The sequence below is a fragment of the Streptomyces sp. KR80 genome (assembly GCF_052245555.1).
Lineage (GTDB): Bacteria > Actinomycetota > Actinomycetes > Streptomycetales > Streptomycetaceae > Streptomyces.
The window spans coordinates 54,554-80,715 of record NZ_JBQQCD010000019.1 but is presented as its reverse complement, the minus strand read 5'-3'; the positions used below and the strand labels follow the sequence as shown (position 1 = coordinate 80,715).

The window sequence follows — 26,162 nt, the reverse complement described above, 5'->3', positions numbered from 1 at the left end:
CCGTCATGCAGCGGCGCTCATCAGGATGGGGAACGCCTCGACGTCGGAGTGCCGGAACAGCCGGTACCAGGCGTCGAGCACCTGCGGCTCCATCACGCCCAGCTCCGCCAGGATCTCCCGGGCGAAGGCCACCGGCTCCGTCGGCCCGGCCGTGATGAGCCCCCGGTCGTTCACCGCGTCCGCCTCGCGGTAGCGCTTGTCGCCCTGGTAGCCGGGCTGTTGGGCGAGGTATTCGGGGACTGCGCTGGTGTGGTCCCGGTCGTCGAGCAGCCCTTCGCGGGCCAGACCGGCGGTGGCTCCGCAGATCGCGGCGACCGGCACCCCCGCATCGAGGAATTCCCGCGCCTTGCGGGTGAAGGGAGCGAGTTCTTCGCCGCTGTCCCACAGCTGGGCCCCCGGGAGGATCAGCAGCGCGCTGTCCTCCGGGCGCAGTTCCTCGAGCGCGAGGTCGGGCAGGAGGCGCATCCCGCCGATGGTGGTGACGGGGCCGGCGCCGTCGGCGGAGACGGTGGCGACGCTGAAGCCGATCCTGGGGGCGCGGTGGTACGACGTGTCCCTGATGAGCGAGGTCGCGTAGCCGAACTCCCAGTCGGCGAGGGTGTCGTAGCCGGCCACGTGGACGGTCCTGCTGGTCATGGCTTCTCCTTGGTGCGGGATTCCCCCGTGTTGACAGTATGCTGTCAAAAATGCAGCATGCTGTCAATCCCTCACCGCCGGACCCGACAGGGTGCCGGACAACGCGGCCGAAGCCATACAGATTGGCGGTGGGGCCGGGCCCGTCGGGCTCCTTACGCTGTGTGCATGACCCCTCATGCAGACCCCCAGGCCGGGAAGGCCGTCCAGGCCGCCGACCGCGCCCATGTCTTCCACTCCTGGTCCGCACAGGGGCTCATCGAGCCCCTGGCCGTCGCCGGTGCGGAGGGCTCGCACTTCTGGGACTACGACGGCAACCGCTACCTCGACTTCTCCTCCCAGCTGGTCAACACCAACATCGGCCACCAGCACCCGAAGGTCGTCGCGGCCATCCAGGAGCAGGCGGCCAGGCTGTGCACGATCGCGCCGGGGTTCGCCGTGGACGTGCGGTCCGAGGCCGCACGGCTGATAGCCGAGCGCACGCCCGGCGACCTGGACAAGATCTTCTTCACCAACGGCGGTGCGGAGGCGGTGGAGAACGCCGTCCGGATGGCGCGGCTGCACACGGGCCGGCCGAAGGTGCTCTCGGCGTACCGCTCGTACCACGGGGCCACCGCCGCCGCGATCAATCTGACCGGAGACCCCCGCCGGTGGCCCTCCGACACGGGTGCGGCCGGGGTCGTGCGCTTCTGGGGTCCGCACCTCTACCGCTCGCACTTCCACGCGGACACCGAGGCGCAGGAGTGCGAGCGCGCCCTGGCCCACCTCGAGGAGACCATCGCGTTCGAGGGCCCGCAGACCATCGCCGCGGTCATCCTGGAAACGGTGGTCGGCACGGCGGGCGTCCTGGTGCCCCCGCCCGGATACCTGAGCGGTGTCCGCGAGATCTGTGACCGCCACGGCATCGTCTTCGTCCTCGACGAGGTCATGGCCGGCTTCGGGCGCACCGGCCGCTGGTTCGCCGCCGACCACTTCGGCGTGGTTCCGGACCTGCTGACCTTCGCCAAGGGCGTCAACTCCGGCTACGTCCCGCTCGGCGGTGTCGCGATCTCCGCGGAGATCGCCGCGACCTTCGACCGGCTGCCGTACCCGGGCGGCCTGACCTACTCCGGCCACCCCCTGGCGTGCGCCTCCGCCGTCGCGACGATCAACGCCATGGAGGAGGAGCGGATCGTCGAGCACGCGGCACAGATCGGAGAGACGGTCCTCGGCCCCGGCCTGCGCGCGCTCGCCGAGCGGCATCCGTCGGTGGGCGAGGTCCGCGGCATGGGCGTCTTCTGGGCGCTGGAGCTGGTGAAGGACCGTACGACGCGTGAGCCGCTGGTGCCGTACAACGCGTCGGGTGCGGCGAACGCGCCGATGGCCGAGTTCGCGGCGGCCTGCAAGCAGCGCGGTCTCTGGCCGTTCGTGAACATGAACCGCACGCACGTCGTGCCGCCGTGCACCATCAGCGAAGCCGAGGCGAAGGAGGGCCTGGCGGTCCTCGACGAGGCCCTCGCGGCCGCGGACGCCCATACGGCCTGACCTCACGGGCACCACCTGGGCCGCCCCTCCGGAGGGCACCGCCTTCCGGACGGGCGGCCCCGCGTCGTCCCAGGTCTCGGGCGGGGTGTGATGACCGTCGCACGGAGTGGGCGCGCAGCGGGCGTAAGCGCTTATCGTGTCCGCGGGCCGACCCCCACCTGTGGGCCCGCGGAAGGAGAACTACGGATGCCCGGCAGCGGCAGCGACATCCACGGCGGCAGTCGAGCCGGCAGTCCCAGCCGCCGTCAGCCCGGCAGACAGCCGGGCGGCCACCGGGGCGGCGGGCATGGCGGTGGCGGCAATGGCGCCGGTGACAACCGGTCCCCCGTCACCCGCAACACCCTGCGCCAGCAGATGGCCGAGGCACTGCGTGACGAGATCCTGGCCGCCAGGCTGCCCGCCGGGCGGCATGTCACCGTGAAGGAGATCGCCGAGCAGTACGGCGTCTCCGCCACACCGGTCCGCGAGGCGCTGGTCGACCTCTCGGCGCAGGGTCTGATCGACATGGAGCACCACCGGGGCTTCCAGGTGCACCGTTTCACCCCGGACGACTTCCGCAGCATGATCGAGGCCCGCGCCCTCATCGTCGACGGGATCTTCCGATGCGCCACCGACCGGCTGCTCCAGGCCGCGACCCCGGCGGCCCTGACCTCCGTACGGCGCCGGGCCGACGAGGCCGAACGGGCTTCCCGAGCGGGCGACCTGGACATTCTCATCGGCTACGACCTGCGGTTCTGGCACGAACTCGGCTGCCTCGTCGGCAATCCGTACATATCGGACCTACTGGACCGCGTCCGCGTGCAGTGCTGGGCGTTCGCCGTGCCGTATCTGCGCCGCGCCGGAGACCTCAAGGGGCAGCTGTGGAGCGGTCACAACGACCTCGTCGACGCCGTCGACCGCCACGATGCGGCGGCCGCACAGCGCATCATCCAGGAGTACAACGAGCATGCGTTGAGCCTCCTCGACGAGGCCAGGCCCGCACACTGAGGCAGACCGGGGCCCGACCAGCCCCGGTCCGCTGCTTCCCGCCACCTCCGGCCGCCCGGGGCCCGGTACCGTACACACGGTCGACCACGTAGGGGGAAAGTCACGCATGGACGCCGTACGACGGGTGGCGCTACCCGCGCCAAGACCGCAGCCGCCCGGAGAGCCGTCCCGGGAGCCGGTGCCGGAATCGTCCGCGGTCATCGACCTCTCGGTGGTCGTTCCCGCGTACAACGAGGAGCTTCGGCTGCGCCGCGGGGTGGACGACGTCTGCCGCTACCTCCGCACCACCGGGCTCCGTTGGGAAGTGATCGTCGTCGACGACGGGTCCACCGACCGCACGGCCGCCGTGGCAGCCGAGGCCGCAGTCGCCGAGTCCGGCATCCGCCTGCTCCGGGCACCCGTCAACCGGGGCAAGGGCCATGCCGTACGGATCGGGATCCGCGCATCCCGCGGCCGCCGCGTGCTGTTCTGCGACGCCGACGCCGCCACGCCCATCGAGGAGCTGGCCCGGCTGCACGACCGGCTGGACGAGGGCTATGCCGCCGCGATCGGCTCCCGGGCCCAGCCCGGGGCGCGGATCGAGACCCGGCAGCATGTACTGCGCGAGCTGCTGGGGAAGGCCGGCAACCGGTTGATACAGCTCATGGCGGTGCCCGGGATCCGCGACACCCAGTGCGGCTTCAAGCTCTTCGACGGGGACAAGGCCCGGGCGGCCTTCGCTCGTGCCCGTACGGACGGGTGGGGCTTCGACGTCGAGATACTGCGGATCTTCCATGCCAGCGGCTGGCCGATCGCCGAGGTCCCGGTGCGCTGGGCGCACCAGCCGGGTTCAAAGGTCGGTCCGTTGGACTACGCCCGCGTGCTCGCCGAGGTCGTGCTGGTCCGGGTCCGACTGCGGCGCGAGAGCGGTCAGCCGCAGGAAACCCCGGGAGCCCGGGGCGCGCGGGTTCGCGAAGCGCAGGACGTGCGCGAACCGGGGGCGAAGGGACCGGGGACGACGTGACGACGGAGACGACGGAGACGACACCCACCCCGGAGCGGACACAGGAGCGGAGCGAGGTGGACACGGTCGCGCCGGGCCGCCGGACGAGCCCCCCGGCCTTCCTCATACCCGTCGGCTACCTGCTGGCGTCCCTACTGCTCTACGTCCATCTGTGGGCCGATCTCGACCGGGCCTACCTCGTCGACAGCCTGCGCGACCAGAACCAGTGGGAGTGGTTCTTCGCGGTCACGGCCCACCATGTCCTGTACGCCGACAACCCGCTCTTCACGACTCTGCAGAACTTCCCGCTCGGCGTGAACCTCATGGCGAACACCGTCATGCTCGGGCTCTCCGTGCCCCTCACCCCGGTCACCGCCGTCTTCGGACCGACCGTCACCTGGGCGATCGTCCTGACGGGCGGCCTCGCGGCGACTGCCACCGCTTGGTACTGGCTGATCCGCAAGCACCTCGGCACCGGCCGCGCGGCGGCCGTTCTCGGCGGCGCCTTCAGCGCCTTCGCGCCACCGATGATCTCGCACGCCAACGCCCACCCCAACCTGGTGGTGCTGTTCGTGATCCCCCTGATCATCGACCGCGCCCTGCGGCTCTGCGAGGGGCGGCGGGTTGTACGGGACGGGGTGGTGCTCGGACTGCTGCTGGCCTGGCAGATCTTCCTGGGCGAGGAGGCGCTGCTGCTCGCCGCGACCGGGATGCTGGTCTTCGCGGCCGGCTACGCCTGCATGCGACCGGCCGTGGTGCGCTCGGCCGCACTGCCGCTGCTCGGCGGCCTCGGGGTGGCCGCGGCGGTCTGTCTGCCGCTGGTCGCGTACCCGCTGTACTGGCAGTTCTTCGGGGACCAGAGCTACCAGAGCATCCTGCACGGCCCGACCGGCAACTCCCCGCTCGCCCTGGTGGAGTTCTCCAAGAGCGCCCTCGCGGGCGACGAGCAGACGGCCGCCGCGCTGTCCCTCAACCCGACCGAGCAGAACGCCTTCTACGGCTGGCCGCTGGCCTGCGTGCTCCTCGGCATCTCCGTCGTGCTCCGGAAGCGCGTCGTGGTCAGGGCTCTGGCACTGACGGTCGTCTTTGCGGCCCTGCTGTCGCTGGGCGCCCGGGTCCCGCTGCCGTTGACGGGGGCTACGGTGCCCGGGCCGTGGTGGCTCTTCGACAAGCTGCCGCTGTTCGAGTCGGTCATCGAGTCGCGCTACGCGATGGTGTGCGCCCCGGCGATCGGCATGCTGCTGGCCCTTGCGTGGACGGCGGTCGACCGGGCGGCGGCGGCCACCGCCGACCCCATGGCGAATCCGGCGGCGGAGGAGGAGCCGGCTCCAGAGTCGGTCGCGGCGCAGGACGCGGAGTCGGTCGCGGCGCAGGAAGTCGCGTCGGACGAAGACCCGGTGACCGCGCGGGACCGGCGCAGCCGTGCCCTCCTCATGCGCGTGGCCGGTTGCCTCGCCCTCGGTGCCGCACTGCTGCCGATCACACCGAAGCCGCTGCCGACCGTCGACCGCCCGGCCGTCCCCGCGTTCGTCACGGACGGCACGTGGCGCACGTACGTCCAGCCGGGCCAGTCCGTCGTACCCGTCCCGCTGCCCTCGCCCGCCGAGGCGAGCGCCCTGAAGTGGCAGATCGACGCCGACTTCGCATTCCCGCTGCCCGGCGGCTACTTCAACGGGCCCTGGGGCCCCGAGCGGATCGGCATCTACGGCGCCGTGCCACGCCCCACCAACGACCTCCTCCGTGACGTCCGCTACAGCGGCCGGATTCCGGCGATCGGCCCGGAGCAGCAGCGGGCCGCCCGAGAGGACCTGCGCTTCTGGCGCGCGGGCGTGGTGGTGCTGCCCCGGCAGGGGAACGACGAGGCGCTGCGGGCCACGCTCGAGCGGCTGCTGGGCTTCCCCGGGGAGCCGGTGGAGGACGCGTGGGTGTGGGACGTCGGCTGACGGGCGCGACGGCCCGGCGCGCGGCTGCCGCTGGGGTGTCCGGCTGACGTCGGGTGCCCGGCACACTACGCTGTCCCGATCATCGCAACGAACCACATCAATGCGACCGAGAGAGAGCGCCCGTGGCATGTGACCTCTGGTTGGTCCCCCTCGTCGACGTGCTGTGCCACAGCCCCGACAACCCGTTCGCCGAAGAACTCGCCACCTACGACAAGGCCTTGAACAACGCCGGTCTGCCGTCCGTCCCGGTCTTCGGCTACATGCCGGGACTCTCGGGGGACGTCGCCCCGGTCGCCGGATTCGACTACGACGCGCTCCACTTCCTCCGCCGCGCCTACCTGCTGCAGATCTCGGGCCTGGCCGTGACGCCGGTCGACGAACTGGGCGGGGACTACGAGCAGCTGCTCGAGATGTTCGAGGGCACCGCCCAGCAGTCTCATCTGGTCTGGCACTACGACCACGCGGGCGCGTACGTGCCGCTGGATTTCGCCCAGCCGCTGGCGAACGAGGAACTGATGGCGGGCGGCGGCCCCTTGGGATCGAGCAACGGCCTGCTGCGGGAGCTGGAGACCGTCGCCCCGGCGATCGGCATCGACCCGGTCAATCCGCCCGCGGCTCCCGCTCCGCCCGTCCGGCCCACCTCCCTGGAGGAGCCCGCAGCCACCGTGCCGTACGACGACAGCCCGTATGCCCGCGAGCGGCACGTCTGGCTGGGCCTGCACGCGGCGGCGATGCGAAGCCTGAGCCAGGGTTCGATGATCGTCTTCAGCTGACCCCTGACACCTCTGGACGCCTCACCGCTGACCCCTCACCGCCGACCCCTGACCGTTGACCGCTTCGCGGGTCGGCCGACGTGCCTCAACGCGGCGCCTCGGGCGGCCGTTGCCGCGGCATGCTCGGACGGGCGCCCGGCGGCAGCTGGAATCGGCTCGCCGACTGCCCGCCCGAGCCCGGTCGCTGCGCCCACGGGACCAGCGTCTGCGTGAGCAGCGGCCCGGAACCGGCCCGGAACTCGACCATCCAGTCGGCGGTCTCGGCCCGTACGAGCTCGGAGACGTCCTCGGAGAACCGCCGCAGCACGGTCAGACAGCGCTCGGCGGCCTCGCTCGCAGTGCCCTCGGTCGGCCCCAGCACCTCGCGTACGCTCTCCGACGCCCAGTCGAACTGCAGCGCCTCCAGCCGCCGCTGGATCGCCTGCGCCGTGGCCACGTCCCGCATCCATCCGGCGGTCAGCCCGAAGTAGCGGTCGCAGCCCACGCAGGCCGCGGCGGCCAGCAGGGCCAGGATGCCCCAGGCGGTGCCGTCGTGGATGGCACCGGTCAGGCCCAGCAGGGGCAGCGTTCCGCCCACCACGGCCACCGTGGCGGAGCCCAGGCGCAGGCCCTGGGCCGCGCGGCGCTTGCGCCGCCGGTCGGCGAGGTACCAGTCGACGGTGCGGAGCGCGCGGGACTCGACCCAGAGGTAGAGCTCCTCGAGGCGCTCCGCGGGCTCCCCCCAGTCGCCGTGCGGGAACGGCCGACCGAGCAGGTCGCCCTGCTGCTTCCCGCCCTCCTCCCGGGGGAGCCCCTCGGGGTGCATCTCCGGCTGACTCACCCGTGCGCTCCCTCTGCGGTGTGCGGTCTCTGCCTGCGGTCGTCCGTGCGTGGTGCGGCCCCCCTTCCTACCCCGAAAGGCTGGCCTCGACGGCAAGATCGCGGGATTACCGCCCGGAAGTGGTGCCCGGTCAGGTATAGGCACGCCCCTGACCTCACTCGAAAGAGTGCCCCGCCGCACACGGTCCGGTCCGGGCCTCAAGGGGCGGCGCGGTACCACCGAGGAGCGGACCACTACCCTGAAGCCCGTGAAGGTCCTCGTCATCGGCGGCGGCGCCCGCGAACACGCCCTGTGCCGCGCTCTCTCCCTCGACCCCGACGTCAGCGCGCTGCACTGCGCCCCCGGCAACGCCGGCATCGCCGAGGTGGCCGAGCTGCACCCGGTGGACGCCCTGGACGGTTCGGCGGTGGCCGGGCTGGCGGCGGAGCTCGCCGCCGATCTGGTGGTCGTCGGTCCCGAGGCGCCGCTGGTCGCCGGTGTGGCGGACGCCGTACGCGCGTCCGGCATCCCGGTCTTCGGTCCGTCGGCCGAAGCGGCGCAGCTGGAAGGCTCAAAGGCCTTCGCCAAGGAGATCATGGCCGCAGCGGGCGTGCCGACCGCCAGGTCGTACGTCTGCACGTCCCCGGAGGAGGTCGACGAGGCCCTGGACGCCTTCGGGTCCCCGTACGTGGTCAAGGACGACGGCCTGGCCGCCGGCAAGGGCGTGGTCGTCACGGACGACCTCGAGGTCGCCCGGCGGCACGCGCTGGCGTGCGAGACGGTGGTGATCGAGGAGTTCCTGGACGGGCCCGAGGTGTCCCTCTTCGCGGTGACGGACGGCGAGACCGTCGTACCGCTCCAGCCCGCCCAGGACTTCAAGCGCGCCTACGACGCCGACCAGGGCCCCAACACCGGAGGCATGGGTGCGTACTCCCCGTTGCCGTGGGCCGCCCCGAAGCTGGTGGACGACGTGCTGGAGACGGTCCTCCAGCCCACCGTGGACGAACTGCGGCGCCGCGGAACGCCCTTCTCCGGGCTGCTCTACGCGGGGCTGGCGATCACATCCCGTGGCGTGCGGGTCATCGAGTTCAACGCCCGCTTCGGCGACCCGGAGACCCAGGTGGTCCTGGCCCGCCTCAAGACTCCCCTCGGCGGGCTGCTGCACGCCGCGGCCACCGGCGCGCTCGCGTCCTTCCCGCCGCTGCGCTGGAGCGAAGGCGCGGCCGTGACCGTCGTCATCGCCTCCGAGAACTACCCCGGAACGCCGCGCACCGGTGATCCGATCGAGGGGCTGCAGGAGGCCGAGCAGCTGGACGAGCACGCGTACGTGCTGCACGCGGGCACCAGGCGGGGCGCCTCAGGGGAGATCCTGAGTGCGGGTGGCCGGGTCCTCTCGGTCACGGCCACCGGCGCCACGCTGGAGAAGGCCCGCGCCCGCGCCTACGGTGCCGTCTCGCGGATCCGCCTCGACGGCTCGCACCACCGCACGGACATCGCCGAGAAGGCGGCCGCGCAGCAGGATTCGCAGGACTGACGCCAGGACTGACGCCAGGGCTGACGTCGTCCCGGCATCCGGGCGCCGGGACGACCTGATGTGCCGTGCACACTCACCCCGAAAGCCACGCGCAACGGAACCGGCTTTGACCAAAGCCATTCCATCGAGTGACCGCGCAGTCATATGGCTGACGCCCGCCGACCCCCCAACTAATGTGCCCCGCAGGCGCGGCCGTACGGCTCCTGCCTGCAAGTCCGGCAACCGGCCCACCGGCATTGCGATGTCGGTGCCAGGTGCCACAGTGGGGGAGTGGTCAGTCGCAACAGGCAGTGGCGTACCAGCCCGTAGGGGGTGACCTTCGATCGTGTCCGAACCGTCCGGCGTCGAGCCGGGCTCGGCTTTCGCCCGTTCCCGGGCCCTTGCGGTGCTGCGCGTCCGCAGTACCGCGCTGGCCGTCGCCCTGCTGCCTGCGGCCGTCGCCGTAGTGCTGCTCGTCGCCGCGGCCACGGACCGGATCGGCGGCCCGGGCTGGGACGCGGTGCGCTGGGTCTTCGTCGTGACGGCCGCGGTGGTGCTGCTGCTGGCGGCGGCGATCGGCGCCGTGGTCGTACGGGCCCGGCCGGCCGTGAGCCCCACCGTGCCGATCGTCGAGGACACGGCTCCCGACCTCTACCGCCTCGTCAGGGACCTCGCCGACCGCCTCGACGTGCCGGCCCCGTCGGCCATAGCGCTCACCCCGGACTGCGACAGCTGGCTGGAGGACCGCACTCACCCCGCGGCTCGTGACGGCGGGCCGGGCGGCCGTATCCGCAGCGGCCGGATGCGCGGTGCCGGGGAGCAGGCGCCGCCGGTTCTGGTCATCGGGTCCCCCTTCCTGTGGTGGATGCGGGTCGCCGAGCTGCGGGCCGTGCTCGCCCCGGTGGTCGCCGGTACGGGCCTGTCCGCGCATCCGGACATAGCCGCGGCCCGCCGGTTCGTCCGGGGACTGGATGCCGCGATGGCCGTCGCCGCGCGCCATCCGGCTCTCGGCTTCCTCGGCTGGACTGCCCGGCTGATGCTGGCCGGCTGCCGTGGACACGCGGCCGAGATGGAGCGCGGCGTCGCGGCTGCGGCGTCGGCCCGTGCACAGGCTGTGGACTACGGACTGCGCATCGTCGCCCAGGAGCAGGTCGGGCTCGCGTACGCGGGCTGGGACCGGCTCCTGACCCGAGTGGCACTGCCCGCCTGGCGCATGGGCCGCTGGCCGTCCCGGCTCGACGCCGGAGTCGTCGCGGCCCTGACCGAGCTGTCGCGCCGCGACCGGCTTGCCGAGGGCTTCGCCTCACGCCTCGGCGAGCGCCCGGCCTGCGACCTCCTCGAGGAACCGGGAGCGGTCGACGAGGCGGCGTCGCTGCTGGCGGCCCGGCTGTTCCACGGAGGTCCCCCGTCCCGCGGGCCGGACTGGTCCCCGGTCGACTGGAGCACCTATCCGGAAGAGATCGTCGACCGCAAATGGCGGCTGGAGGCCGCCCGCCTCCACCGCGTCCTGGACGAGCTGCCGTCGCAGCCGGCCTCCGCGTCCTCCGGCACTCCGGCACCCTCTGGGAGTCCGGCCCGTGAGGTTGCCGCCCGCGAGACGGCCGCCCGCAAGGCCGCCGCGGATCCCATCCGCACCAGGACCGCCGACCGCCTCGTGGGGCCCACCCTCGCGCGGGTCGTCGACCGGCTCGCGTCCGCGGGCGGGGTCGGCCTGGGGGAGAAGCTGGCCGAGCGGCTGAGCGAGGAGATGGCCCGCGAGGAGGCGGCGGGCCGTCGGACGACCAGTGGGTCCGGCGGGACGCCCGAGCGCATGGAGGCGGGGGCCGCGACCGCATGGGCGGAGGCGCCGTTCGCCGCACCGCTCTTCCCCGTCCAGTCACCCCGTACGGGGCGTGAGCTGCTCGCCGACCACATCACCGCCATGGTCTGCTGCGCCGCCATGGACACCGCGGGCGCCGCGCCCGGCCTGGACTGGCTCGACGGACCCGTCCTGCTCATCTCGGGCAAGCGTGGCACCGACCTCGGCACCCCGGTTCTGAGCCTCCTCGAGGACGGCGACCCCGAACCGCTGCGCGACTGGATGGCCACCGTCGGCGTGCGCCCCGAGAAGCCGGTCCGGCTGGTTTAGGACTCCCCCGCAGTCGGCCGCTCCTCGCCACCTGGCGGCCGCTCCTCGCCACCTGGCGGCCGTTCCCCGCCGCCTGGCGGGGGCGCCTCCGCCTCCTTGGCCGGTACGGGTGCCGCAGGCGCCGCTGCCCGGAAGATCAGTACGACCGAGGTCACCAGCACCCACAGCGCGAACAGCATGACCGTGCCCCATGCGGTGAACGGCCCGCCCAGCGAGAGCACCGCCACCAGGAAGGCGAACCAGCCCAGCCAGCGCGGCACCGCGTGTGTCCGCTCCATGAGCCGCCAGAGGGCGAAGAGCAGCACGGCCGCCCCGGCCATGGCCGCGACGCTCGCGGCGTACGACACGTCCAGCAGCACCATCGCGACGATCGACGTCCTGGGATCATCGACCGGGAACGCATCCCAGATCTGCGCGGTGATCGCGAAGATGTTCCCCGCGATGGCCGCCATCAGAGCGAAGACCAGGAACAGCGTCCCACCGATCAGCATCGCCAGGGTCAGGCTGCCCATCCTTCCCGTCCCGGCTTCCGCGGCACGCACAACTCGTAGCAGCGCCACGAGAAACCAGACGAAGAGAAAGCCGCCCAGCAGGGTCATCGAGACCGACCACTGCGCCAGGTCCTGGTTCCCGCCGTCCCGATAGAAGCGTGCGAAATCCAGAAGTACGCCGGGCTCGTCGTCATCCGGCGCACGCCACACGAGCGCCTGCCCGGCGGCCAGCAGCCCCGCGGAGAGGATTCCGGCGACCCCGGCCCAGATGAGCCCGTGCCTGACGTCCTCGTTCAACGATGCCGTCATCATGGCCTCCCTCGGAAGAGTCCCCCGGACACAACGCCCCGAGAAAGATCCCCTTCCTTTAGATTCATCCCGATTGCGCCATGCGGCCACCCGGCTCCACCCATCCCACCCCAAAGATTCGCCACGAACAGTTACGAACTCAGCGCTGAGTGTGATGTGCTGTAACCGGTCAGGGGAGCACAGGACCGGGAGGGATTGTTCGTGAGTACGGACAAGATCCGTCGCTGGCAGTCGGGAGCGCTCGCGCACGCCGTGTCGGACCCCTTCGGCCAGGGCCCGTTGCCCTGGCTGCGCGGCATCGAAAACTACTTCGACGACACCGGCCAGGTCGTCCCCTGGTACGTCGATCCGGCCGTCGCCGCCAGCGAGCCCGGCATCCCTACCGCCACCGACGGGACCCAGGGCGGCGGATGCCGTCCTCGCACCGCCGACGACGTCCACCGCCAGATCAAGGGGTTCGCGTCCACCGGAGCCGTCGCCCCCGGCGAAGCCATCGACTTCCGCATCACCGTCGATCCGCCCCAGCAGTTCTCCGTCGACATCTACCGCATCGGTCACTACGGGGGCGACGGCGCGTCGAAGGTCACCACCAGCCCGCGGCTCTCCGGCATCGTCCAGCCCCTCCCGCTCACCGCCGACCGGACCGTTTCCTGCCACCACTGGTGGCTGTCCTGGCGTCTCCAGGTTCCGAGCTACTGGAACTACGGCGCGTATGTGGCCGTGCTGACCACCAGCGACGGCTACCGCAGCCACATCCCCTTCACTGTCAGGGACGTCCCGTCTGCCGCCCACTCCTCCGACGAGCTGTCATGTTCCGACGAGCTGCTGCGGTCCGCCCCTCCCGTCGCCGACTTGCTGCTCCTGCTCCCGGACATCACGTGGCAGGCGTACAACCTCTACCCCGAGGACGGCCGCACGGGAGCCAGCCTCTACCACGCCTGGGACGAGCAGGGCCGGCTGCTCGGCGAGGAGGACGCGGCGGTCACGGTCTCCTTCGACCGTCCGTACGCGGGCGCCGGCCTGCCCCTGCACGTCGGTCACGCCTACGACTTCATCCGCTGGGCCGAGCGCTACGGCTACGACCTGGCATACGCCGACACCAGCGATCTGCACGCCGGCCGCATCGACCCGACCCGCTATCGCGGCCTGGTCTTCCCCGGCCACGACGAATACTGGTCCGTCCCCATGCGCCGCACCGTCGAACTGGCCCGGGACAGCGGCACCTCACTGGTCTTCCTCTCGGCCAACACCCTGTACTGGCAGGTCGATCTCGCTCCCTCCCCGTCCGGCGCCCCCGACCGCCTCCTCAGCTGCCGGAAGCGCCGCGGCCACGGGAAACCGGCGCTGTGGCGCGAGCTCGGACGGCCGGAACAGCAGCTGCTGGGCATCCAGTACGCGGGCCGGGTCCCCGAGCCGCGCCCCATGGTGGTCCGCAACGCCGACCACTGGCTCTGGGAGGCCACCGGCGCGGGTGAGGGCGACGAGCTGCCCGGACTGGTCGCGGCCGAGGCCGACCGGTACTTCCCGCGCACTCCCCTGCCCGAGCACACCCGCCGGATCCTGCTCGCCCACTCCCCGTACGAGGACGTCGAGGGCGTTGTGCGCCACCAGGAGACGTCGCTCTACCGCGCCCCGAGCGGCGCCCTGGTCTTCGCCTCCGGGACGTTCGCCTGGTCCCCGGCCCTGGACCGGCCCGGCCATGTCGACGCCCGCATCCAGCGGGCCACGGCCAATCTCCTCGACCGCATCTGCAAACGCGACTGACCGTGAGGACGTACGTTCTCCCGAGCGCCGCCCGGCGGCACCCACCCCCGGGCCCCACCCCGGGGGGAGGAAGCCTCGCGCATACGGGAGAATCGGCACTGCTGGATCAACCAACGCGGAGGCAGCGTGTCCGGATTCGTTGACAAGCCCGAGCCGGTACAGGTGCCGGGTCTGGTGCATCTGCACACCGGCAAGGTGCGCGATCTCTACGAGAACGCGGCCGGTGACCTGGTGATGGTCGCCAGCGACCGCATCTCCGCCTACGACTGGGTGCTGCCCACGGAGATCCCCGAGAAGGGCCGGGTGCTCACGCAGCTGTCGCTGTGGTGGTTCGACCGCATCTCCGACCTGGTTCCGGGCCACGTCATCAGCACGGATCTCCCCGCGGGCGCCCCGGCCGACTGGGAGGGCCGCACCCTCGTCTGCTCCTCGCTGCGCATGGTCCCCGTCGAGTGCGTCGCCCGCGGCTACCTCACCGGCTCCGGCCTCGTCGAGTACCAGGAGTCGCGTACGGTCTGCGGTCTCGCCCTCCCCGAGGGTCTGGTCGACGGCTCCGAACTGCCCGCCCCGATCTTCACCCCGGCCACGAAGGCGGCCGTGGGCGAGCACGACGAGAACGTCTCGTACGAGGAGGTCGCACGCCAGGTCGGGCCGGACACCGCGGCGCAGCTGCGGCAGGCCACGCTCGCGATCTACAGCCGGGCCCGAGAGGTCGCCCGCGACCGCGGGATCATCCTCGCCGACACCAAGTTCGAGTTCGGCTTCACGAAGGACGACGAGAGTCGGCTCGTCCTTGCGGACGAGGTCCTGACCCCCGACTCCTCGCGCTTCTGGCCGGCCGACCAGTGGGAGCCGGGCCGGGCCCAGCCGTCGTTCGACAAGCAGTACGTCCGCGACTGGCTGACCTCCCCCTCCTCGGGCTGGGACCGGCGCAGCGAGCAGCCGCCGCCCCCGCTCCCGGCCGAGGTCGTGGAGCGCACCCGGGCGAAGTACCTGGAGGCGTACGAGCGCCTGACCGGCACCCCCTGGTCGTAACGGAACACGTTCCTGCGAACGGGAAGGCCCCGGTCGGAATCCGACCGGGGCCTTCTCATACGGAGCGGACGACGAGATTCGAACTCGCGACCCTCACCTTGGCAAGGTGATGCTCTACCAACTGAGCCACGTCCGCACTGGCGGTGCGCTCACCACTATAGCGACCGCGTCGGCCGTCCGACGCCGCCGTGTTGTGATGCCCTTCACGGATGCCTACATACCCGTAATGCCTCGTAAAGGGGACGCCCAGCGTCTCGGCCACCCACCTTGCCGCGCGCGCGTACGGTTTCCGGGGCTCAGGTCCAGCCGCGGTCGCGGGCGATGGACAATTGTCATGGGCGGACACGGGTATGGACCCAGCGCAGGACAGAGGGCGGGGCGTGCGGGTGACCATCGGCGGTTCGCGGATTCCGGAATCACGAAGGCCCCGGTCGCCATGACCGGGGCCTCGTTCTATGGAGCGGACGACGAGATTCGAACTCGCGACCCTCACCTTGGCAAGGTGATGCTCTACCAACTGAGCCACGTCCGCATTGCCTCCGATCGGCTCTCACCGACCGGCGCGAACACCACTGTACCTGATCCACCGGAGTGGTCGGAAAGTGATGAGAGAGCGGGTGACAGGGATCGCACACTGCGCCTCCCCCTTGGAAAGGGGGCGCTCTACTACTGAGCTACACCCGCGTGGCTCCGCGAGGTCCGGCCCTTCGGCCTCGCCTCTCGACGCGTCCCCGACTTTATCTGATCACCCGGGGTGTCGTGCAAGTCGGCTACGGGCCGGCTCAACTCGACGCGTTGAACGCCTCGTAGACCCGCTTGGGGATGCGGCCGCGCGGGGGGACCTCCATGCCATGGGACCGAGCCCAGGCGCGAACGGCGGCAGGGTCGGGGGCGACGGCGGTGTGCCGGTAGGTCTTGCCCGACTTGGACCGCTTTCGGCCCGCCTCCACATAAGGGGCGAGCACTCCCCGCAGTTTCTTCGCATTGGCTGTGTTGAGGTCGATCTCGTAGAACTTGCCGTCGAGACCGAAGGTGACCGTCTCCGCCGCTTCCCCGCCTTCGATGTCGTCGGAGAGTGTGACCACTACACGCTGAGCCACGGATATCGGTCCTTTCGTGCGGCACCACCGCAATGACGTGCACAGATGCGGATGGCTGGGGGGTCGGTGTCAGTTCTTTTTCATTTGTACAGGGGCGGGCATTGCTTTGCGAAACCCAGTTAATTCCGTCCGCGTGTCACCCGCAATCGGTGACCATACGGTTTTCCGCGGATTTTCCCCAGAGGTTCTCAGTGCCGATGCGTAAACGTGACCGGCGACGGCGATATCTACTCGCGTAGATTCTCGATCGGGGTACGCTGAGGGCACCGCCTTACGCACCACACCATCAGGAGTGCCCGTGGCACGCGTCGTAGTCGACGTCATGCTCAAGCCGGAGATCCTCGACCCGCAGGGCCAGGCGGTGCAGCGCGCACTGCCCCGCCTCGGCTTCGACGGAATCTCCGACGTCCGCCAGGGAAAGCGCTTTGAACTCGAGGTCGAAGGGCCGGTCGACGACGCCGCCCTCGCCCGGGTCCGGGAAATGGCCGAGACCTTCCTCGCCAACACCGTGATCGAAGACTTCACCGTGAAGGTGGAGTCGTGACTGCCCGCCCGTCTCCCTCCGCCACCCTCAACGGAGACCCTTCGGGCCGCAGCAATGCCTTCCCGTCTCCCTCCGCCACCCTCAACGGAGACCCTTCGGGCCGCAGCAATGCCTTCCCGTCTCCCTCCGCCACCCTCAACGGAGACCCTTCGGGCCGCAGCAATGTCCGTATCGGAGTCGTGACTTTCCCGGGAAGTCTGGACGACCGGGACACCCACCGCGCGATTCGCCGGGCCGGCGCGGAACCGGTCCCGCTGTGGCACCGGGACAAGGATCTGCACCAGGTCGACGCGGTCGTCCTGCCCGGCGGTTTCTCCTACGGCGACTACCTGCGGGCCGGAGCCATCTCCCGTTTCTCGCCGGTCATGGAGACCGTCATCGAACAGGCGAGGGCCGGACTCCCGGTCCTGGGCATCTGCAACGGCTTTCAGGTGCTCACGGAGGCGCACCTGCTGCCGGGCGCCATGCTGGGCAACGACCACCTCCACTTCATCTGCCGGGAGCAGAAGTTGCGGGTGGAGAACGCGGACACCGCCTGGACCGCCGACTACACCGCGGGCCAGGAGATCCACATCCCGCTGAAAAACATGGACGGCCGCTACGTCGCCGACGAGCGCACCCTCGACATGCTCGAGGCCGAGGGCCGGGTCGCTTTTCGCTACCTCGACGGCAACCCCAACGGATCGCTCCGCGACATCGCCGGCATCACCAATGAGGCGGGCAATGTCGTCGGCCTCATGCCACACCCCGAGCATGCCGTCGAGCCACTGATCGGTACCGGCGGGACCGACGGCCTCGGATTCTTCACCTCGATCCTCAAGAAGCTGGTCAACGTCTGATGAGCCTCGACACCGTCAAGCACGCAACGGAGACGCCCGACGTCGAGCAGCCGTGGGCAGAACTCGGCCTGAAGCAGGACGAGTACGAGCGCATCCGTTCGATCCTCGGCCGCCGCCCGACCGGGGCCGAGCTGGCGATGTACTCCGTCATGTGGTCCGAGCACTGCTCGTACAAGTCGAGCAAGGTCCACCTGAAGCAGTTCAGCGAGAGGAAGCCGGACAGCGACGCCCTGCTGGTGGGCATCGGCGAGAACGCGGGCGTCGTCGACGTCGGCCAGGGCTACGCGGTCACCTTCAAGGTCGAGTCGCACAACCACCCCTCGTACATCGAGCCCTACCAGGGTGCGGCCACCGGCGTCGGCGGCATCGTCCGCGACATCCTCGCCATGGGCGCCCGCCCGGTCGCCGTCATGGATCCGCTGCGCTTCGGCGCCGCGGACCACCCCGACACCAAGCGCGTCCTCCCGGGCGTCGTCGCAGGCATCGGGGGCTACGGCAACTGCCTGGGTCTGCCGAACATCGGCGGCGAGGTCGTCTTTGACCCCTGTTACCAGGGAAATCCGCTGGTCAACGCCCTGTGCGTGGGCGTGATGAAGCACGAGGACATCCACCTCGCCAAGGCGTCCGGCGCCGGGAACAAGGTGATCCTTTACGGCGCGAGGACCGGCGGTGACGGGATCGGCGGGGTCTCGGTGCTGGCGAGCGAGACCTTCGACGCAACCGGTCCGGCCAAGCGGCCCGCTGTTCAGGTCGGCGACCCGTTCCAGGAGAAGCTGCTGATCGAGTGCACCCTTGAGCTCTTCAAGGAGGACCTGGTCACCGGCATTCAGGACCTCGGCGGCGCGGGCCTGTCGTGCGCGACGAGCGAGCTGGCGAGCGCCGGCTCAGGCGGCATGCGCGTGGAGCTGGACACCGTTCCGCTGCGCGACGCGACGCTCTCGCCCGAGGAGATCCTCATGAGCGAGTCGCAGGAGCGCATGTGCGCGATCGTGGAGCCGGGCAAGGTCGGTCGCTTCCTGGAGATCTGTGAGAAGTGGGACGTCATCGCCACCGTCATCGGCGAAGTGACGGACGGCGAGCGGCTGGAGATCTTCTGGCACGGCGAGCAGATCGTCGACGTTCCGCCGCGGACCGTGGCCCATGAGGGCCCGGTGTACCAGCGGCCGTACGCCCGCCCGGAGTGGCAGGACGCGCTGCAGGCCGACGACGCCGGCAAGCTGCCGCGGCCGGCCGGCGGCGAGGAGCTGCGCGAGCAGGTGCTCCAGCTGGTCGCGTCCCCGAATCAGGCGTCCAAGGCCTGGGTCACGGACCAGTACGACCGCTTCGTGCAGGGCAACACCGTGCTCGCGCAGCCGGAGGACTCCGGCATGGTCCGCATCGACGAGGACACCGGCCTCGGTGTCGCCGTCGCGACGGACGGCAACGGCCGCTACACCAAGCTCGACCCGTACACGGGCGCGCAGCTGGCGCTGGCGGAGTCGTACCGGAACGTCGCCGCGTCCGGTGCCAAGCCGCTGGCCGTCTCCGACTGCCTGAACTTCGGCTCGCCCGAGGACCCGGCGGTCATGTGGCAGTTCGCGGAGGCCACGCGCGGTCTGGCGGACGCCTGCCAGGAGCTCGGCACCCCGGTGACAGGCGGCAACGTCTCCCTCTACAACCAGACCGGAGAGGCCGCGATCCATCCGACCCCGGTGGTGGCCGTCCTCGGCGTGATCGACGACGTCACGCGTCGCACCCCGATCGGGTTCGCGGAGGAGGGCCAGCTCATCTATCTCCTCGGTGACACCAGGGAGGAGCTGGGCGGCTCGGCCTGGTCCCAGGTGGTCCACGGTCACCTCGGCGGGCTCCCGCCCCAGGTCGATCTGGCGCGGGAGAAGCTGCTCGCCGAGATCCTGATCTCCGCGTCCCGGGACGGCATGATCGATGCGGCGCACGACCTGTCGGACGGCGGCCTGGTCCAGGCGCTCGTCGAGTCGTGCTTGAAGGGCGGGAAGGGGGCCCGGATCGTGGTGCCCGACACCGCGTCCGACACCGGATCCGGCAGCGGCTCCGCCGCCGGGGATCCGTTCCTCTTCCTCTTCAGCGAGTCGGTGGCGCGGGCCATCGTCGCGGTCCCGCGCAGCGAGGAGCTCCGTTTCACCGACATGTGTGCTGCACGGAGCCTGCCCGCCACGCGGATCGGGGTGGTGGACGGCGATTCCCTCGACGTCCAGGGGCAGTTCAGCATTCCGCTCGCCGAGCTGCAGGACGCACACGAGGCCACGATCCCGGGTCTGCTCGCCTGACCGATCGCGGTGCGGACGCGCCGCGGCCCCGTTCCCTGCAGACACGGGAGGAACGGGGCCGCGGCAGTCTTGCGGCAGGTGCCGCGTTCAACGCCAGAACGCGTCCGCGGCTTCGAGGTCCTCGTTGCACTCGTCGATGTCGGTGATCTTGCCGCCGACGATCGTGAAGAAGAGCCCTTCCCGCAGCTCCAGGCCGCGGTCGCCGCGATCCGCACGGAACGTGTGGACGGAGATCACATGCCCGCGCCCGTCACCCAGGACGCTGTCGAGGTCGACCCGCAGGGTGCCGGCGGTCTCGTCGAAGAGGCGGCGGTACAGCTGGAGACAGGCGTCGCGGCCCTTGTGATGGCCGGATATCGGGCTGATGCCGGGCACGTGGTGGACGACGTCGGCGGTCATCAGCGACGCCAGGGTGTCCATGTCACCTTTCGAGAACGCTTCGTAGCTACGGCGTACCAGGGTGCAGTCGGGGTGTTCGGCCATGACCGATCACACCTTTCTTGCCGATTGATTCCCTTTGTCTCCATCATCGACCGGGCTCTGTGGGCTGTCCACGGCTGCGTACGGGCCCTGGGTAGGCTCCGCGCATGACTCCCCACGCCCGCACCCGAGCCCGTGCGTACGACCCCGGCAAGGTGCGACGCGCGCTGGCGGCGGAGGTGCAGGCGGTACGGGATGCGGTGGCCGCCATGTGCAGCGCGGCGGACGCACGACAGTTGCTGGACGCGCCCACCCGGCTCGGTGCCTGGACGGTGCGCGAGTTGATCGTCCATGTCGCGCTGGGCCTGGACGAGTTGCCGTCCCGGCTGGAGATCCTCACCCGGCCTTCAGCCCGTCCTCCCCGGCCCGGCCAGGAGCCGATCCCCCCTGCGCCGACCGACCCCGAACTCGACCTCCAGGGCTATCTGCGCAGCCTGCGCACACAGGCCGAGGACATCGCCGGGACGGCGGTGGCGGAGACGGCCGCCCTGCCCGACGCGGGTCACCCCCGGGACGTGCTCGCCCGCCTGGACGCCGCTGCCGGGCACCTGGGGTCCGCGGTCGCCCAGGCGGACGGCGCGACGGTGATCCCCACCCGCTTCGGTGCCATGACCGTGGACGACTTCCTGATCACGCGGCTGCTCGAGACCGTCGTGCATGGCGACGACCTCACGGCCGCGACCGGCGCGGCCATCGCACACGACCGGCATGCGCTCGCCACCGTGACCCGGATGCTCGCCGACGCGCTCGCGGTCAAGGCGCCCGGCGGCTCGGTGGAGGTGCGGATTCCGCCGTTCGCGGTGGTGCAGTGCGTCGCCGGACCGCGGCACACCCGCGGCACCCCGTCGAATGTCGTCGAGACGGACCCGCTGACCTGGATCCGGCTCGCCACGGGCCGTAAGAGCTGGGCCGCGGCGCGCGACACCGCGGAGGTCTCCGCCAGCGGCGAGCGGGCCGATCTGTCGGACCACCTGCCGGTGCTGGGCTAGGCCCCTGTCCGGTCGATCAGGCCGGAAAAAGCCTAGACACGGCATACCCGGACCCGCCGGACGGATCGTTGCACGGGCGACCATGGATCGGATGGATGTTCACGCCCCGGTCGGCGGGGCCCGACATAATCCCGGCATGACGTCGCCGCATGCCCAGTTGCCCGCGGAGCTCCGCGCCGTCCGCCCGTGGACCGGCCGCGATGCGCAGAGTTGGCTGGCGGTCCGCCCGCCGGCCTGGGCACGGCCCCTGGGGACGGTGGTCGTATTCGCTCTGGCCTGGGCGGTCGCGATGGCGGTCGCCCCCGTGGAGGTCCACACGTCACGCTCGCCCGCCGATGCGGACTGGATCGGCCTTGCGGAGGGGGCGTTGGCCGGCGCCCAGCTCTACTGGTTCCTGCGACTGCCCGAACTCACGCTGGTCTCCGCGCCGTTGCTCGGTGCCGTCGTGGCCTACGAGGAGTTCCCCACCGCGGACGGGCCCGGAGCGGCCGCCTATGCCGTCGTACTCGCCGCCCTCGGCTACGGGTGGTGGGCCGCGCTGCTGCGGCTGCGCCACCGCCGGCGCCAGCGGGTCTCGGCGCAGGCCGCCGCCGGGCCGGAGACCCGGCCGCTTCCCGGGACGCTGCCACCGCTGCGCCGCGGACGGGCCCAGATGGCAGCGGGCGTGCTGCTGTGCGCTGCCGCAGCGGGCTCGTTCTGGATCGGCGAGCAGGGGGTGCGCGCCGATGAGGCGAAGGCGCGGGACGCGACCCGGGTGACCGCCGAGGTCGTGGCACGCGACGACGAGAACGTCAGGATTCGGATGCCGAGCACCGCAGCGGCCGGTGCGGAGGTGCGCACCCTCGACGCGTACTACGCCGACGACTATCCCGTGTCGGGCAACCAGGCCGTGCTGGTGGACGGGGACTGGGCGCGGCTCGCGGCCGAGCCGTTGGACCTCGAGACGCTGGTCCTCTGGCAGTTGGCCGGCGCCGTCGCCGCGGCGGGTGGCATCTCGCTCATCGTGTTCGGGGCGCTCGCCCGCCGTCGAGCCACTGCCCTGCGACGCGGCCCGGTCCCGGTACTGAGAGTGCTCATCCGGGACGACGTCGAAGCCGACACCTGGGTGTTCGCGGCGGACGACCCCGAGGGCCGCCGTCCCCTCTTCTCGTGTGCCGTTGCCGAGGAAGACCTGGACGACGAGGACGACGACGAAGAAGACGGCGAAGAAGTGGGCCACAACACACCTGGAGAGGAGGAAGACGAGCTGCACCAGCCGAGCCCGGAGGAGGCGTCCGAGCAGCTGCGCAAGATCAGTCGGCTGCAGGAGGCAGTCCTCTACGGCGCGCCGTGCACCCGGGCCGAGGTGGCCCTCGCCTCCGTGACCACGGACGGCGAACTGATCACGGAGTGCTCCTTCGAACCCGTACGCCCGGCCCGCGCACGCTGGCGTACCCCGGCGGCTCCGCTCGCCCACGAGGACGAAGGCGTGGAGCTCATCCTCGGCAGCGGCGCCACGGCCCACATGCTCGAGGTGGTGGCCGCGACCAGCCGCACGGCGCAGCGGATGACGACCCGTCACGCTCCCGCTCAGTGGCACCCGGATCTGTCCCACCGCGTTCTCGGAGCAGCCGACGTGATCATCGCGGCCGCCGTCGTGGGGTCGCTGCTGGTGGCCGACTACCACTCCTCGTGGCTGAGCGCGTTCATTGTGCTGATGGCCATCGTGGTGCTCACCATGGGCGCCGCGAGGCTCAACTGGCGGATCACCGCCGATCGCGACGGGCTGTGGATGACCGGCGCATGGCGAGTGCGGCATCTGCCGTGGAACCGGCTCGATGTCGTCGTGTACGAGGACGGGGAACTCCTCGTGTACGACCGAAGCGGGGACACCGCCTGGAACCTCCGCGTGGGCCCGCCGAAGCGCTGGCGCCGACGTGGTGAGCACGGCGACCGGGGCCGGCAGGCCGCCGAGGAGATCACTGCCATGCGCGTCCAGCCGGAGCTACGGCCCACCCGCATGAGCACCCGCCGGGAACGCGGGCTGCCGCTGGCCCCGCTGCTCACCCTGGCCCTCCTGACCTGGGCGGGGTGGGCTCTGTACCTGGCGTGAGGTGGACCACCGAGCGGTCACGGCCGGGCGTGACCGCCCAGGTGTGACGCAGCCGTCACCGCGGGGGCGCGGGCGCCGGGCTCCGGCCCGCCCACCAGGCATGACGACGGTCGCGTCGCCAGGGTGGCGGTCACTTGGACCGGACTCGCCCGCGCTCGCCCGTCGTATCCGACAGGCGAGCGGGAGTACCCGGTTCGGGTTAATTCTCAACCTGTCCTAGACTCGGTGCCGTGCCACGTGGTGACGGACGACTCAACCACGACCTCCTTCCCGGCGAGAAAGGCCCCCAGGACGCGTGTGGCGTCTTCGGTGTCTGGGCCCCGGGCGAAGAGGTCTCCAAACTCACCTATTTCGGGCTGTATGCGCTGCAGCACCGCGGACAGGAGTCCGCGGGCATCGCGGTGAGCAACGGCTCCCAGATCCTCGTCTTCAAGGACATGGGCCTGGTCTCCCAGGTCTTCGACGAGACCTCCCTCGGTTCCCTCCAGGGCCACATCGCGGTCGGTCACGCCCGCTACTCGACCACCGGAGCGTCCGTCTGGGAGAACGCACAGCCGACCTTCCGGGCCACCGCGCACGGCTCGATCGCGCTCGGCCACAACGGCAACCTGGTCAACACCGCCGAGCTCGCCCAGCTGGTCGCTGAGCTGCCCCGCGAGGGCGGCCGCGCCACCCAGGTCGCCGCCACCAACGACACCGATCTCGTCACCGCCCTCCTCGCCGGCCAGGTCGACGAGGACGGAAAGCCGCTGACCGTCGAGCAGGCCGCCCCCCGGGTGCTGCCTCAGGTCAAGGGCGCCTTCTCCCTCGTCTTCATGGACGAGCACACCCTCTACGCCGCCCGTGACCCGCAGGGCATCCGCCCGCTGGTCCTCGGCCGCCTCGAGCGCGGCTGGGTCGTGGCGAGCGAGACCGCCGCCCTCGACATCGTCGGCGCCTCCTTCATCCGGGAGGTCGAGCCGGGCGAGATGATCGCCATCGACGAGGACGGCCTGCGCGCGACCCGCTTCGCGGAGGCCCGCCCCAAGGGCTGCATCTTCGAGTACGTGTATCTCGCCCGCCCGGACACCGACATCGCGGGCCGGAACGTCTACCTCTCCCGGGTGGAGATGGGCCGCCGCCTGGCGAAGGAGGCCCCCGCCGAGGCCGATCTGGTGATAGCGACCCCGGAGTCCGGCACCCCGGCGGCGGTGGGCTACGCCGAGGCGAGCGGCATTCCGTACGGTTCTGGCCTGGTCAAGAACTCCTACGTGGGCCGGACCTTCATCCAGCCGAGCCAGACCATCCGCCAGCTCGGCATCCGCCTCAAGCTGAACCCCCTCAGGGAGGTCATCCGGGGCAAGCGCCTGGTGGTCGTCGACGACTCGATCGTCCGCGGCAACACCCAGCGCGCACTCGTCCGGATGCTCCGCGAGGCCGGTGCCGCCGAGGTCCACATCCGGATCTCCTCGCCGCCGATCAAGTGGCCGTGCTTCTTCGGCATCGACTTCGCGACCCGCGCGGAGCTGATCGCCAACGGTCTGTCGGTCGACGAGATCGGCACGTCGCTGGGGGCCGACTCGCTGGCGTACATCTCGATCGACGGCATGATCGAGGCGACCACGATCGCCAAGCCGAATCTGTGCCGCGCCTGCTTCGACGGCGAGTACCCGATGGACCTCCCGGACCCGGAGCTGCTGGGCAAGCACCTCCTGGAGGCCGAGGTGCAGGCACCGAGCCGCAGCGATGTGGACGGGGTCGAGACGCTCACCGCCGGTGTCGGTGGTGCCGATGCACTCCGTCGGCCGTAGCTCCCCCAGCCCTCCCGTACCTCTACCGCTCGTACCCGACGACACGAAGGTTCTCCCGACAATGTCCGAGTCTGAGTCCGCCATCGGTGCGGCCGGGGCCAGCTACGCGGCCGCGGGCGTGGACATCGAGGCCGGCGACCGCGCCGTCGAGCTGATGAAGGACTGGGTGAAGAAGGCCACCCGCCCCGAGGTCGTCGGCGGGCTCGGTGGCTTCGCCGGTCTCTTCGACGCCTCGGCCCTCAAGCGCTACGAGCGCCCGCTGCTGGCCTCCGCCACCGACGGTGTCGGGACGAAGGTCGACATCGCCCGGCAGCTCGGCGTGTACGACACCATCGGCCACGATCTGGTCGGCATGGTCGTCGACGACCTCGTGGTGTGCGGTGCGGAGCCGCTGTTCATGACCGACTACATCTGCGTCGGCAAGGTCTACCCCGAGCGGGTCGCCCAGATCGTCAAGGGCATCGCCGAGGGGTGCACACTGGCGGGCTGTGCGCTCGTCGGCGGCGAGACCGCGGAGCACCCGGGCCTGCTCGGGCCCGACGACTTCGACGTCGCGGGCGCCGGTACGGGCGTGGTCGAGGCCGACCGGGTGCTCGGCGCGGATCGTATCCGTACGGGTGACGCGGTGATCGCCATGGCGTCGTCGGGACTTCACTCGAACGGGTACTCGCTGGTTCGGCACGTGGTCTTCGACCGGGCCGGCTGGGCGCTGGACCGGGAGATCCCGGAGTTCGGCCGGACCCTCGGCGAGGAGCTGCTCGAGCCGACCAAGATCTACTCGCTGGACTGTCTGGCGCTGACCCGTACGGCCGAGGTGCACGCCTTCTCGCACATCACCGGCGGCGGACTGGCCAACAACCTGGCCCGCGTCGTCCCTGACGACCTGTACGCGACGATCGACCGGTCCACTTGGACGCCTGCCGCGGTCTTCGACCTGGTCGGTGCGGCCGGGCAGGTGGCCCGTCCCGAGCTGGAGAAAACGCTCAACATGGGCGTCGGCATGGTGGCGGTCGTCCCGCGGGAGTCGGCCGACGTGGCGCTGACGACGCTCGCGGACCGTGGCGTGGCCGCCTGGGTGGCCGGCGAAATCAGGCCACGCGGCGGCCGTACCGAGGCAGTGGCCCTGACCGGTGACTACGCGAGCTAGCCGGTCCGAGGGCAG

Annotated in this window: 21 protein-coding genes and 3 tRNA genes; 16 read left to right on the top strand and 8 right to left on the bottom strand. The window is 71.1% G+C overall.

Features of this window, described 5'->3' with window-relative positions:
* Positions 1-3: 3 nt before the first annotated feature.
* Positions 4-636: a DJ-1/PfpI family protein gene (locus ACTWQI_RS24010; protein WP_443273613.1), complete on the bottom strand. Its 633-nt coding sequence runs from the start codon at positions 634-636 to the stop codon at positions 4-6.
* Positions 637-801: 165 nt separating this feature from the next.
* Here ACTWQI_RS24010 and ACTWQI_RS24005 point away from each other — a divergent pair, with 165 nt between their 5' ends.
* The 5 genes from ACTWQI_RS24005 to ACTWQI_RS23985 all read left to right on the top strand — a co-directional run bounded on the left by ACTWQI_RS24005 (position 802) and on the right by ACTWQI_RS23985 (position 6,842).
* On the top strand, positions 802-2,157 hold the full coding sequence (locus tag ACTWQI_RS24005; protein WP_443273610.1) for an aspartate aminotransferase family protein: 1,356 nt from the start codon (positions 802-804) through the stop codon (positions 2,155-2,157).
* Positions 2,158-2,511: 354 nt separating this feature from the next.
* Positions 2,512-3,144: a GntR family transcriptional regulator gene (locus ACTWQI_RS24000; protein ID WP_443273683.1), complete on the top strand. Its 633-nt coding sequence runs from the start codon at positions 2,512-2,514 to the stop codon at positions 3,142-3,144.
* Between the two features lie 178 nt (positions 3,145-3,322).
* On the top strand, positions 3,323-4,147 hold the full coding sequence (locus ACTWQI_RS23995; protein WP_443273609.1) for a dolichyl-phosphate beta-glucosyltransferase: 825 nt from the start codon (positions 3,323-3,325) through the stop codon (positions 4,145-4,147).
* A complete protein-coding gene (locus ACTWQI_RS23990) occupies positions 4,144-6,069 on the top strand; it encodes a glycosyltransferase family 2 protein (protein WP_443273607.1) in 1,926 nt (641 codons plus the stop codon). The genes ACTWQI_RS23995 and ACTWQI_RS23990 overlap by 4 nt, the downstream gene beginning before the upstream one ends.
* A gap of 122 nt (positions 6,070-6,191) precedes the next feature.
* Positions 6,192-6,842 (top strand): hypothetical protein, encoded by a 651-nt coding sequence (locus tag ACTWQI_RS23985; RefSeq protein ID WP_443273604.1) that lies wholly within the window; start codon positions 6,192-6,194, stop codon positions 6,840-6,842.
* An 85-nt stretch (positions 6,843-6,927) separates the two neighbouring features.
* Here ACTWQI_RS23985 and ACTWQI_RS23980 read toward each other — a convergent pair whose 3' ends face one another.
* Positions 6,928-7,662 (bottom strand): SLATT domain-containing protein, encoded by a 735-nt coding sequence (locus ACTWQI_RS23980; RefSeq protein ID WP_443273603.1) that lies wholly within the window; start codon positions 7,660-7,662, stop codon positions 6,928-6,930.
* Between the two features lie 247 nt (positions 7,663-7,909).
* Here ACTWQI_RS23980 and purD point away from each other — a divergent pair, with 247 nt between their 5' ends.
* Positions 7,910-9,175 (top strand): phosphoribosylamine--glycine ligase, encoded by a 1,266-nt coding sequence (purD, locus tag ACTWQI_RS23975; RefSeq protein WP_443273602.1) that lies wholly within the window; start codon positions 7,910-7,912, stop codon positions 9,173-9,175.
* Positions 9,176-9,500: 325 nt separating this feature from the next.
* Positions 9,501-11,282 (top strand): hypothetical protein, encoded by a 1,782-nt coding sequence (locus tag ACTWQI_RS23970; protein ID WP_443273599.1) that lies wholly within the window; start codon positions 9,501-9,503, stop codon positions 11,280-11,282.
* Here ACTWQI_RS23970 and ACTWQI_RS23965 read toward each other — a convergent pair.
* Positions 11,279-12,082 carry a hypothetical protein gene (locus ACTWQI_RS23965; protein WP_443273598.1) on the bottom strand — a complete coding sequence of 268 codons (804 nt, stop codon included), beginning with the start codon at positions 12,080-12,082 and terminating at the stop codon, positions 11,279-11,281. The genes ACTWQI_RS23970 and ACTWQI_RS23965 overlap by 4 nt on opposite strands.
* A gap of 201 nt (positions 12,083-12,283) precedes the next feature.
* Between ACTWQI_RS23965 and ACTWQI_RS23960 the strand changes: the two genes are divergently transcribed.
* Both ACTWQI_RS23960 and ACTWQI_RS23955 read left to right on the top strand, forming a co-directional pair.
* The gene (locus tag ACTWQI_RS23960) at positions 12,284-13,846 is read left to right on the top strand and encodes a N,N-dimethylformamidase beta subunit family domain-containing protein (protein ID WP_443273597.1); all 1,563 of its coding nucleotides are present in this window, start codon (positions 12,284-12,286) and stop codon (positions 13,844-13,846) included.
* A gap of 126 nt (positions 13,847-13,972) precedes the next feature.
* The gene (locus tag ACTWQI_RS23955) at positions 13,973-14,881 is read left to right on the top strand and encodes a phosphoribosylaminoimidazolesuccinocarboxamide synthase (protein WP_443273596.1); all 909 of its coding nucleotides are present in this window, start codon (positions 13,973-13,975) and stop codon (positions 14,879-14,881) included.
* Between the two features lie 63 nt (positions 14,882-14,944).
* On the opposite strand, the gene ACTWQI_RS23950 is transcribed toward ACTWQI_RS23955, so the two are convergent.
* The 4 genes from ACTWQI_RS23950 to ACTWQI_RS23935 all read right to left on the bottom strand — a co-directional run bounded on the left by ACTWQI_RS23950 (position 14,945) and on the right by ACTWQI_RS23935 (position 15,981).
* Positions 14,945-15,017, bottom strand: a tRNA-Gly gene (locus ACTWQI_RS23950).
* Between the two features lie 320 nt (positions 15,018-15,337).
* A tRNA-Gly gene (locus ACTWQI_RS23945) sits at positions 15,338-15,413 on the bottom strand.
* Positions 15,414-15,493: 80 nt separating this feature from the next.
* Positions 15,494-15,565 (bottom strand) — tRNA-Gly (locus tag ACTWQI_RS23940).
* 98 nt (positions 15,566-15,663) lie between these two features.
* The gene (locus ACTWQI_RS23935) at positions 15,664-15,981 is read right to left on the bottom strand and encodes a histone-like nucleoid-structuring protein Lsr2 (protein WP_443273594.1); all 318 of its coding nucleotides are present in this window, start codon (positions 15,979-15,981) and stop codon (positions 15,664-15,666) included.
* 298 nt (positions 15,982-16,279) lie between these two features.
* On the opposite strand from ACTWQI_RS23935, the gene purS reads away from it, so the two are divergent.
* The 3 genes from purS (at position 16,280) to purL (ending at position 19,649) form a co-directional block, all read left to right on the top strand.
* Positions 16,280-16,525 (top strand): phosphoribosylformylglycinamidine synthase subunit PurS, encoded by a 246-nt coding sequence (purS, locus tag ACTWQI_RS23930; protein ID WP_443273592.1) that lies wholly within the window; start codon positions 16,280-16,282, stop codon positions 16,523-16,525.
* A 170-nt stretch (positions 16,526-16,695) separates the two neighbouring features.
* A complete protein-coding gene (gene purQ / locus ACTWQI_RS23925) occupies positions 16,696-17,364 on the top strand; it encodes a phosphoribosylformylglycinamidine synthase subunit PurQ (RefSeq protein WP_443273681.1) in 669 nt (222 codons plus the stop codon).
* Entirely contained in the window at positions 17,364-19,649 is a 2,286-nt protein-coding gene (gene purL / locus ACTWQI_RS23920; protein WP_443273590.1) for a phosphoribosylformylglycinamidine synthase subunit PurL, read from the top strand. Before purQ ends, purL begins: the two co-directional genes overlap by 1 nt.
* A gap of 87 nt (positions 19,650-19,736) precedes the next feature.
* On the opposite strand, the gene ACTWQI_RS23915 is transcribed toward purL, so the two are convergent.
* Positions 19,737-20,132, bottom strand: coding sequence for a nuclear transport factor 2 family protein (locus tag ACTWQI_RS23915; RefSeq protein WP_443273589.1), 396 nt, complete (start codon positions 20,130-20,132; stop codon positions 19,737-19,739).
* Positions 20,133-20,236: 104 nt separating this feature from the next.
* Here ACTWQI_RS23915 and ACTWQI_RS23910 point away from each other — a divergent pair, with 104 nt between their 5' ends.
* The 4 genes from ACTWQI_RS23910 (at position 20,237) to purM (ending at position 26,147) form a co-directional block, all read left to right on the top strand.
* Positions 20,237-21,118, top strand: a complete 882-nt coding sequence (locus tag ACTWQI_RS23910) for a sterol carrier family protein (protein ID WP_443273587.1) — start codon at positions 20,237-20,239, stop codon at positions 21,116-21,118.
* A gap of 136 nt (positions 21,119-21,254) precedes the next feature.
* A complete protein-coding gene (locus ACTWQI_RS23905) occupies positions 21,255-23,210 on the top strand; it encodes a hypothetical protein (protein ID WP_443273585.1) in 1,956 nt (651 codons plus the stop codon).
* A gap of 230 nt (positions 23,211-23,440) precedes the next feature.
* Positions 23,441-25,000: an amidophosphoribosyltransferase gene (gene purF, locus ACTWQI_RS23900; RefSeq protein WP_443273583.1), complete on the top strand. Its 1,560-nt coding sequence runs from the start codon at positions 23,441-23,443 to the stop codon at positions 24,998-25,000.
* A gap of 61 nt (positions 25,001-25,061) precedes the next feature.
* Positions 25,062-26,147 carry a phosphoribosylformylglycinamidine cyclo-ligase gene (gene purM, locus ACTWQI_RS23895; RefSeq protein WP_443273582.1) on the top strand — a complete coding sequence of 362 codons (1,086 nt, stop codon included), beginning with the start codon at positions 25,062-25,064 and terminating at the stop codon, positions 26,145-26,147.
* Positions 26,148-26,162 lie beyond the last annotated feature (15 nt).

What these genes read in the sequence shown, in the direction of transcription:
- purM (WP_443273582.1), top strand. Translation starts at nt 25,062, where the DNA reads ATGTCCGAGTCTGAGTCCGCCATCGGTGCGGCCGGGGCCAGCTACGCG.
- ACTWQI_RS23965 (WP_443273598.1), bottom strand. Translation starts at nt 12,082, where the DNA reads ATGACGGCATCGTTGAACGAGGACGTCAGGCACGGGCTCATCTGGGCC.
- purL (WP_443273590.1), top strand. Translation starts at nt 17,364, where the DNA reads ATGAGCCTCGACACCGTCAAGCACGCAACGGAGACGCCCGACGTCGAG.
- ACTWQI_RS23910 (WP_443273587.1), top strand. Translation starts at nt 20,237, where the DNA reads ATGACTCCCCACGCCCGCACCCGAGCCCGTGCGTACGACCCCGGCAAG.
- ACTWQI_RS24000 (WP_443273683.1), top strand. Translation starts at nt 2,512, where the DNA reads ATGGCCGAGGCACTGCGTGACGAGATCCTGGCCGCCAGGCTGCCCGCC.
- ACTWQI_RS24010 (WP_443273613.1), bottom strand. Translation starts at nt 636, where the DNA reads ATGACCAGCAGGACCGTCCACGTGGCCGGCTACGACACCCTCGCCGAC.
- ACTWQI_RS24005 (WP_443273610.1), top strand. Translation starts at nt 802, where the DNA reads ATGACCCCTCATGCAGACCCCCAGGCCGGGAAGGCCGTCCAGGCCGCC.
- ACTWQI_RS23915 (WP_443273589.1), bottom strand. Translation starts at nt 20,132, where the DNA reads ATGGCCGAACACCCCGACTGCACCCTGGTACGCCGTAGCTACGAAGCG.
- ACTWQI_RS23905 (WP_443273585.1), top strand. Translation starts at nt 21,255, where the DNA reads ATGACGTCGCCGCATGCCCAGTTGCCCGCGGAGCTCCGCGCCGTCCGC.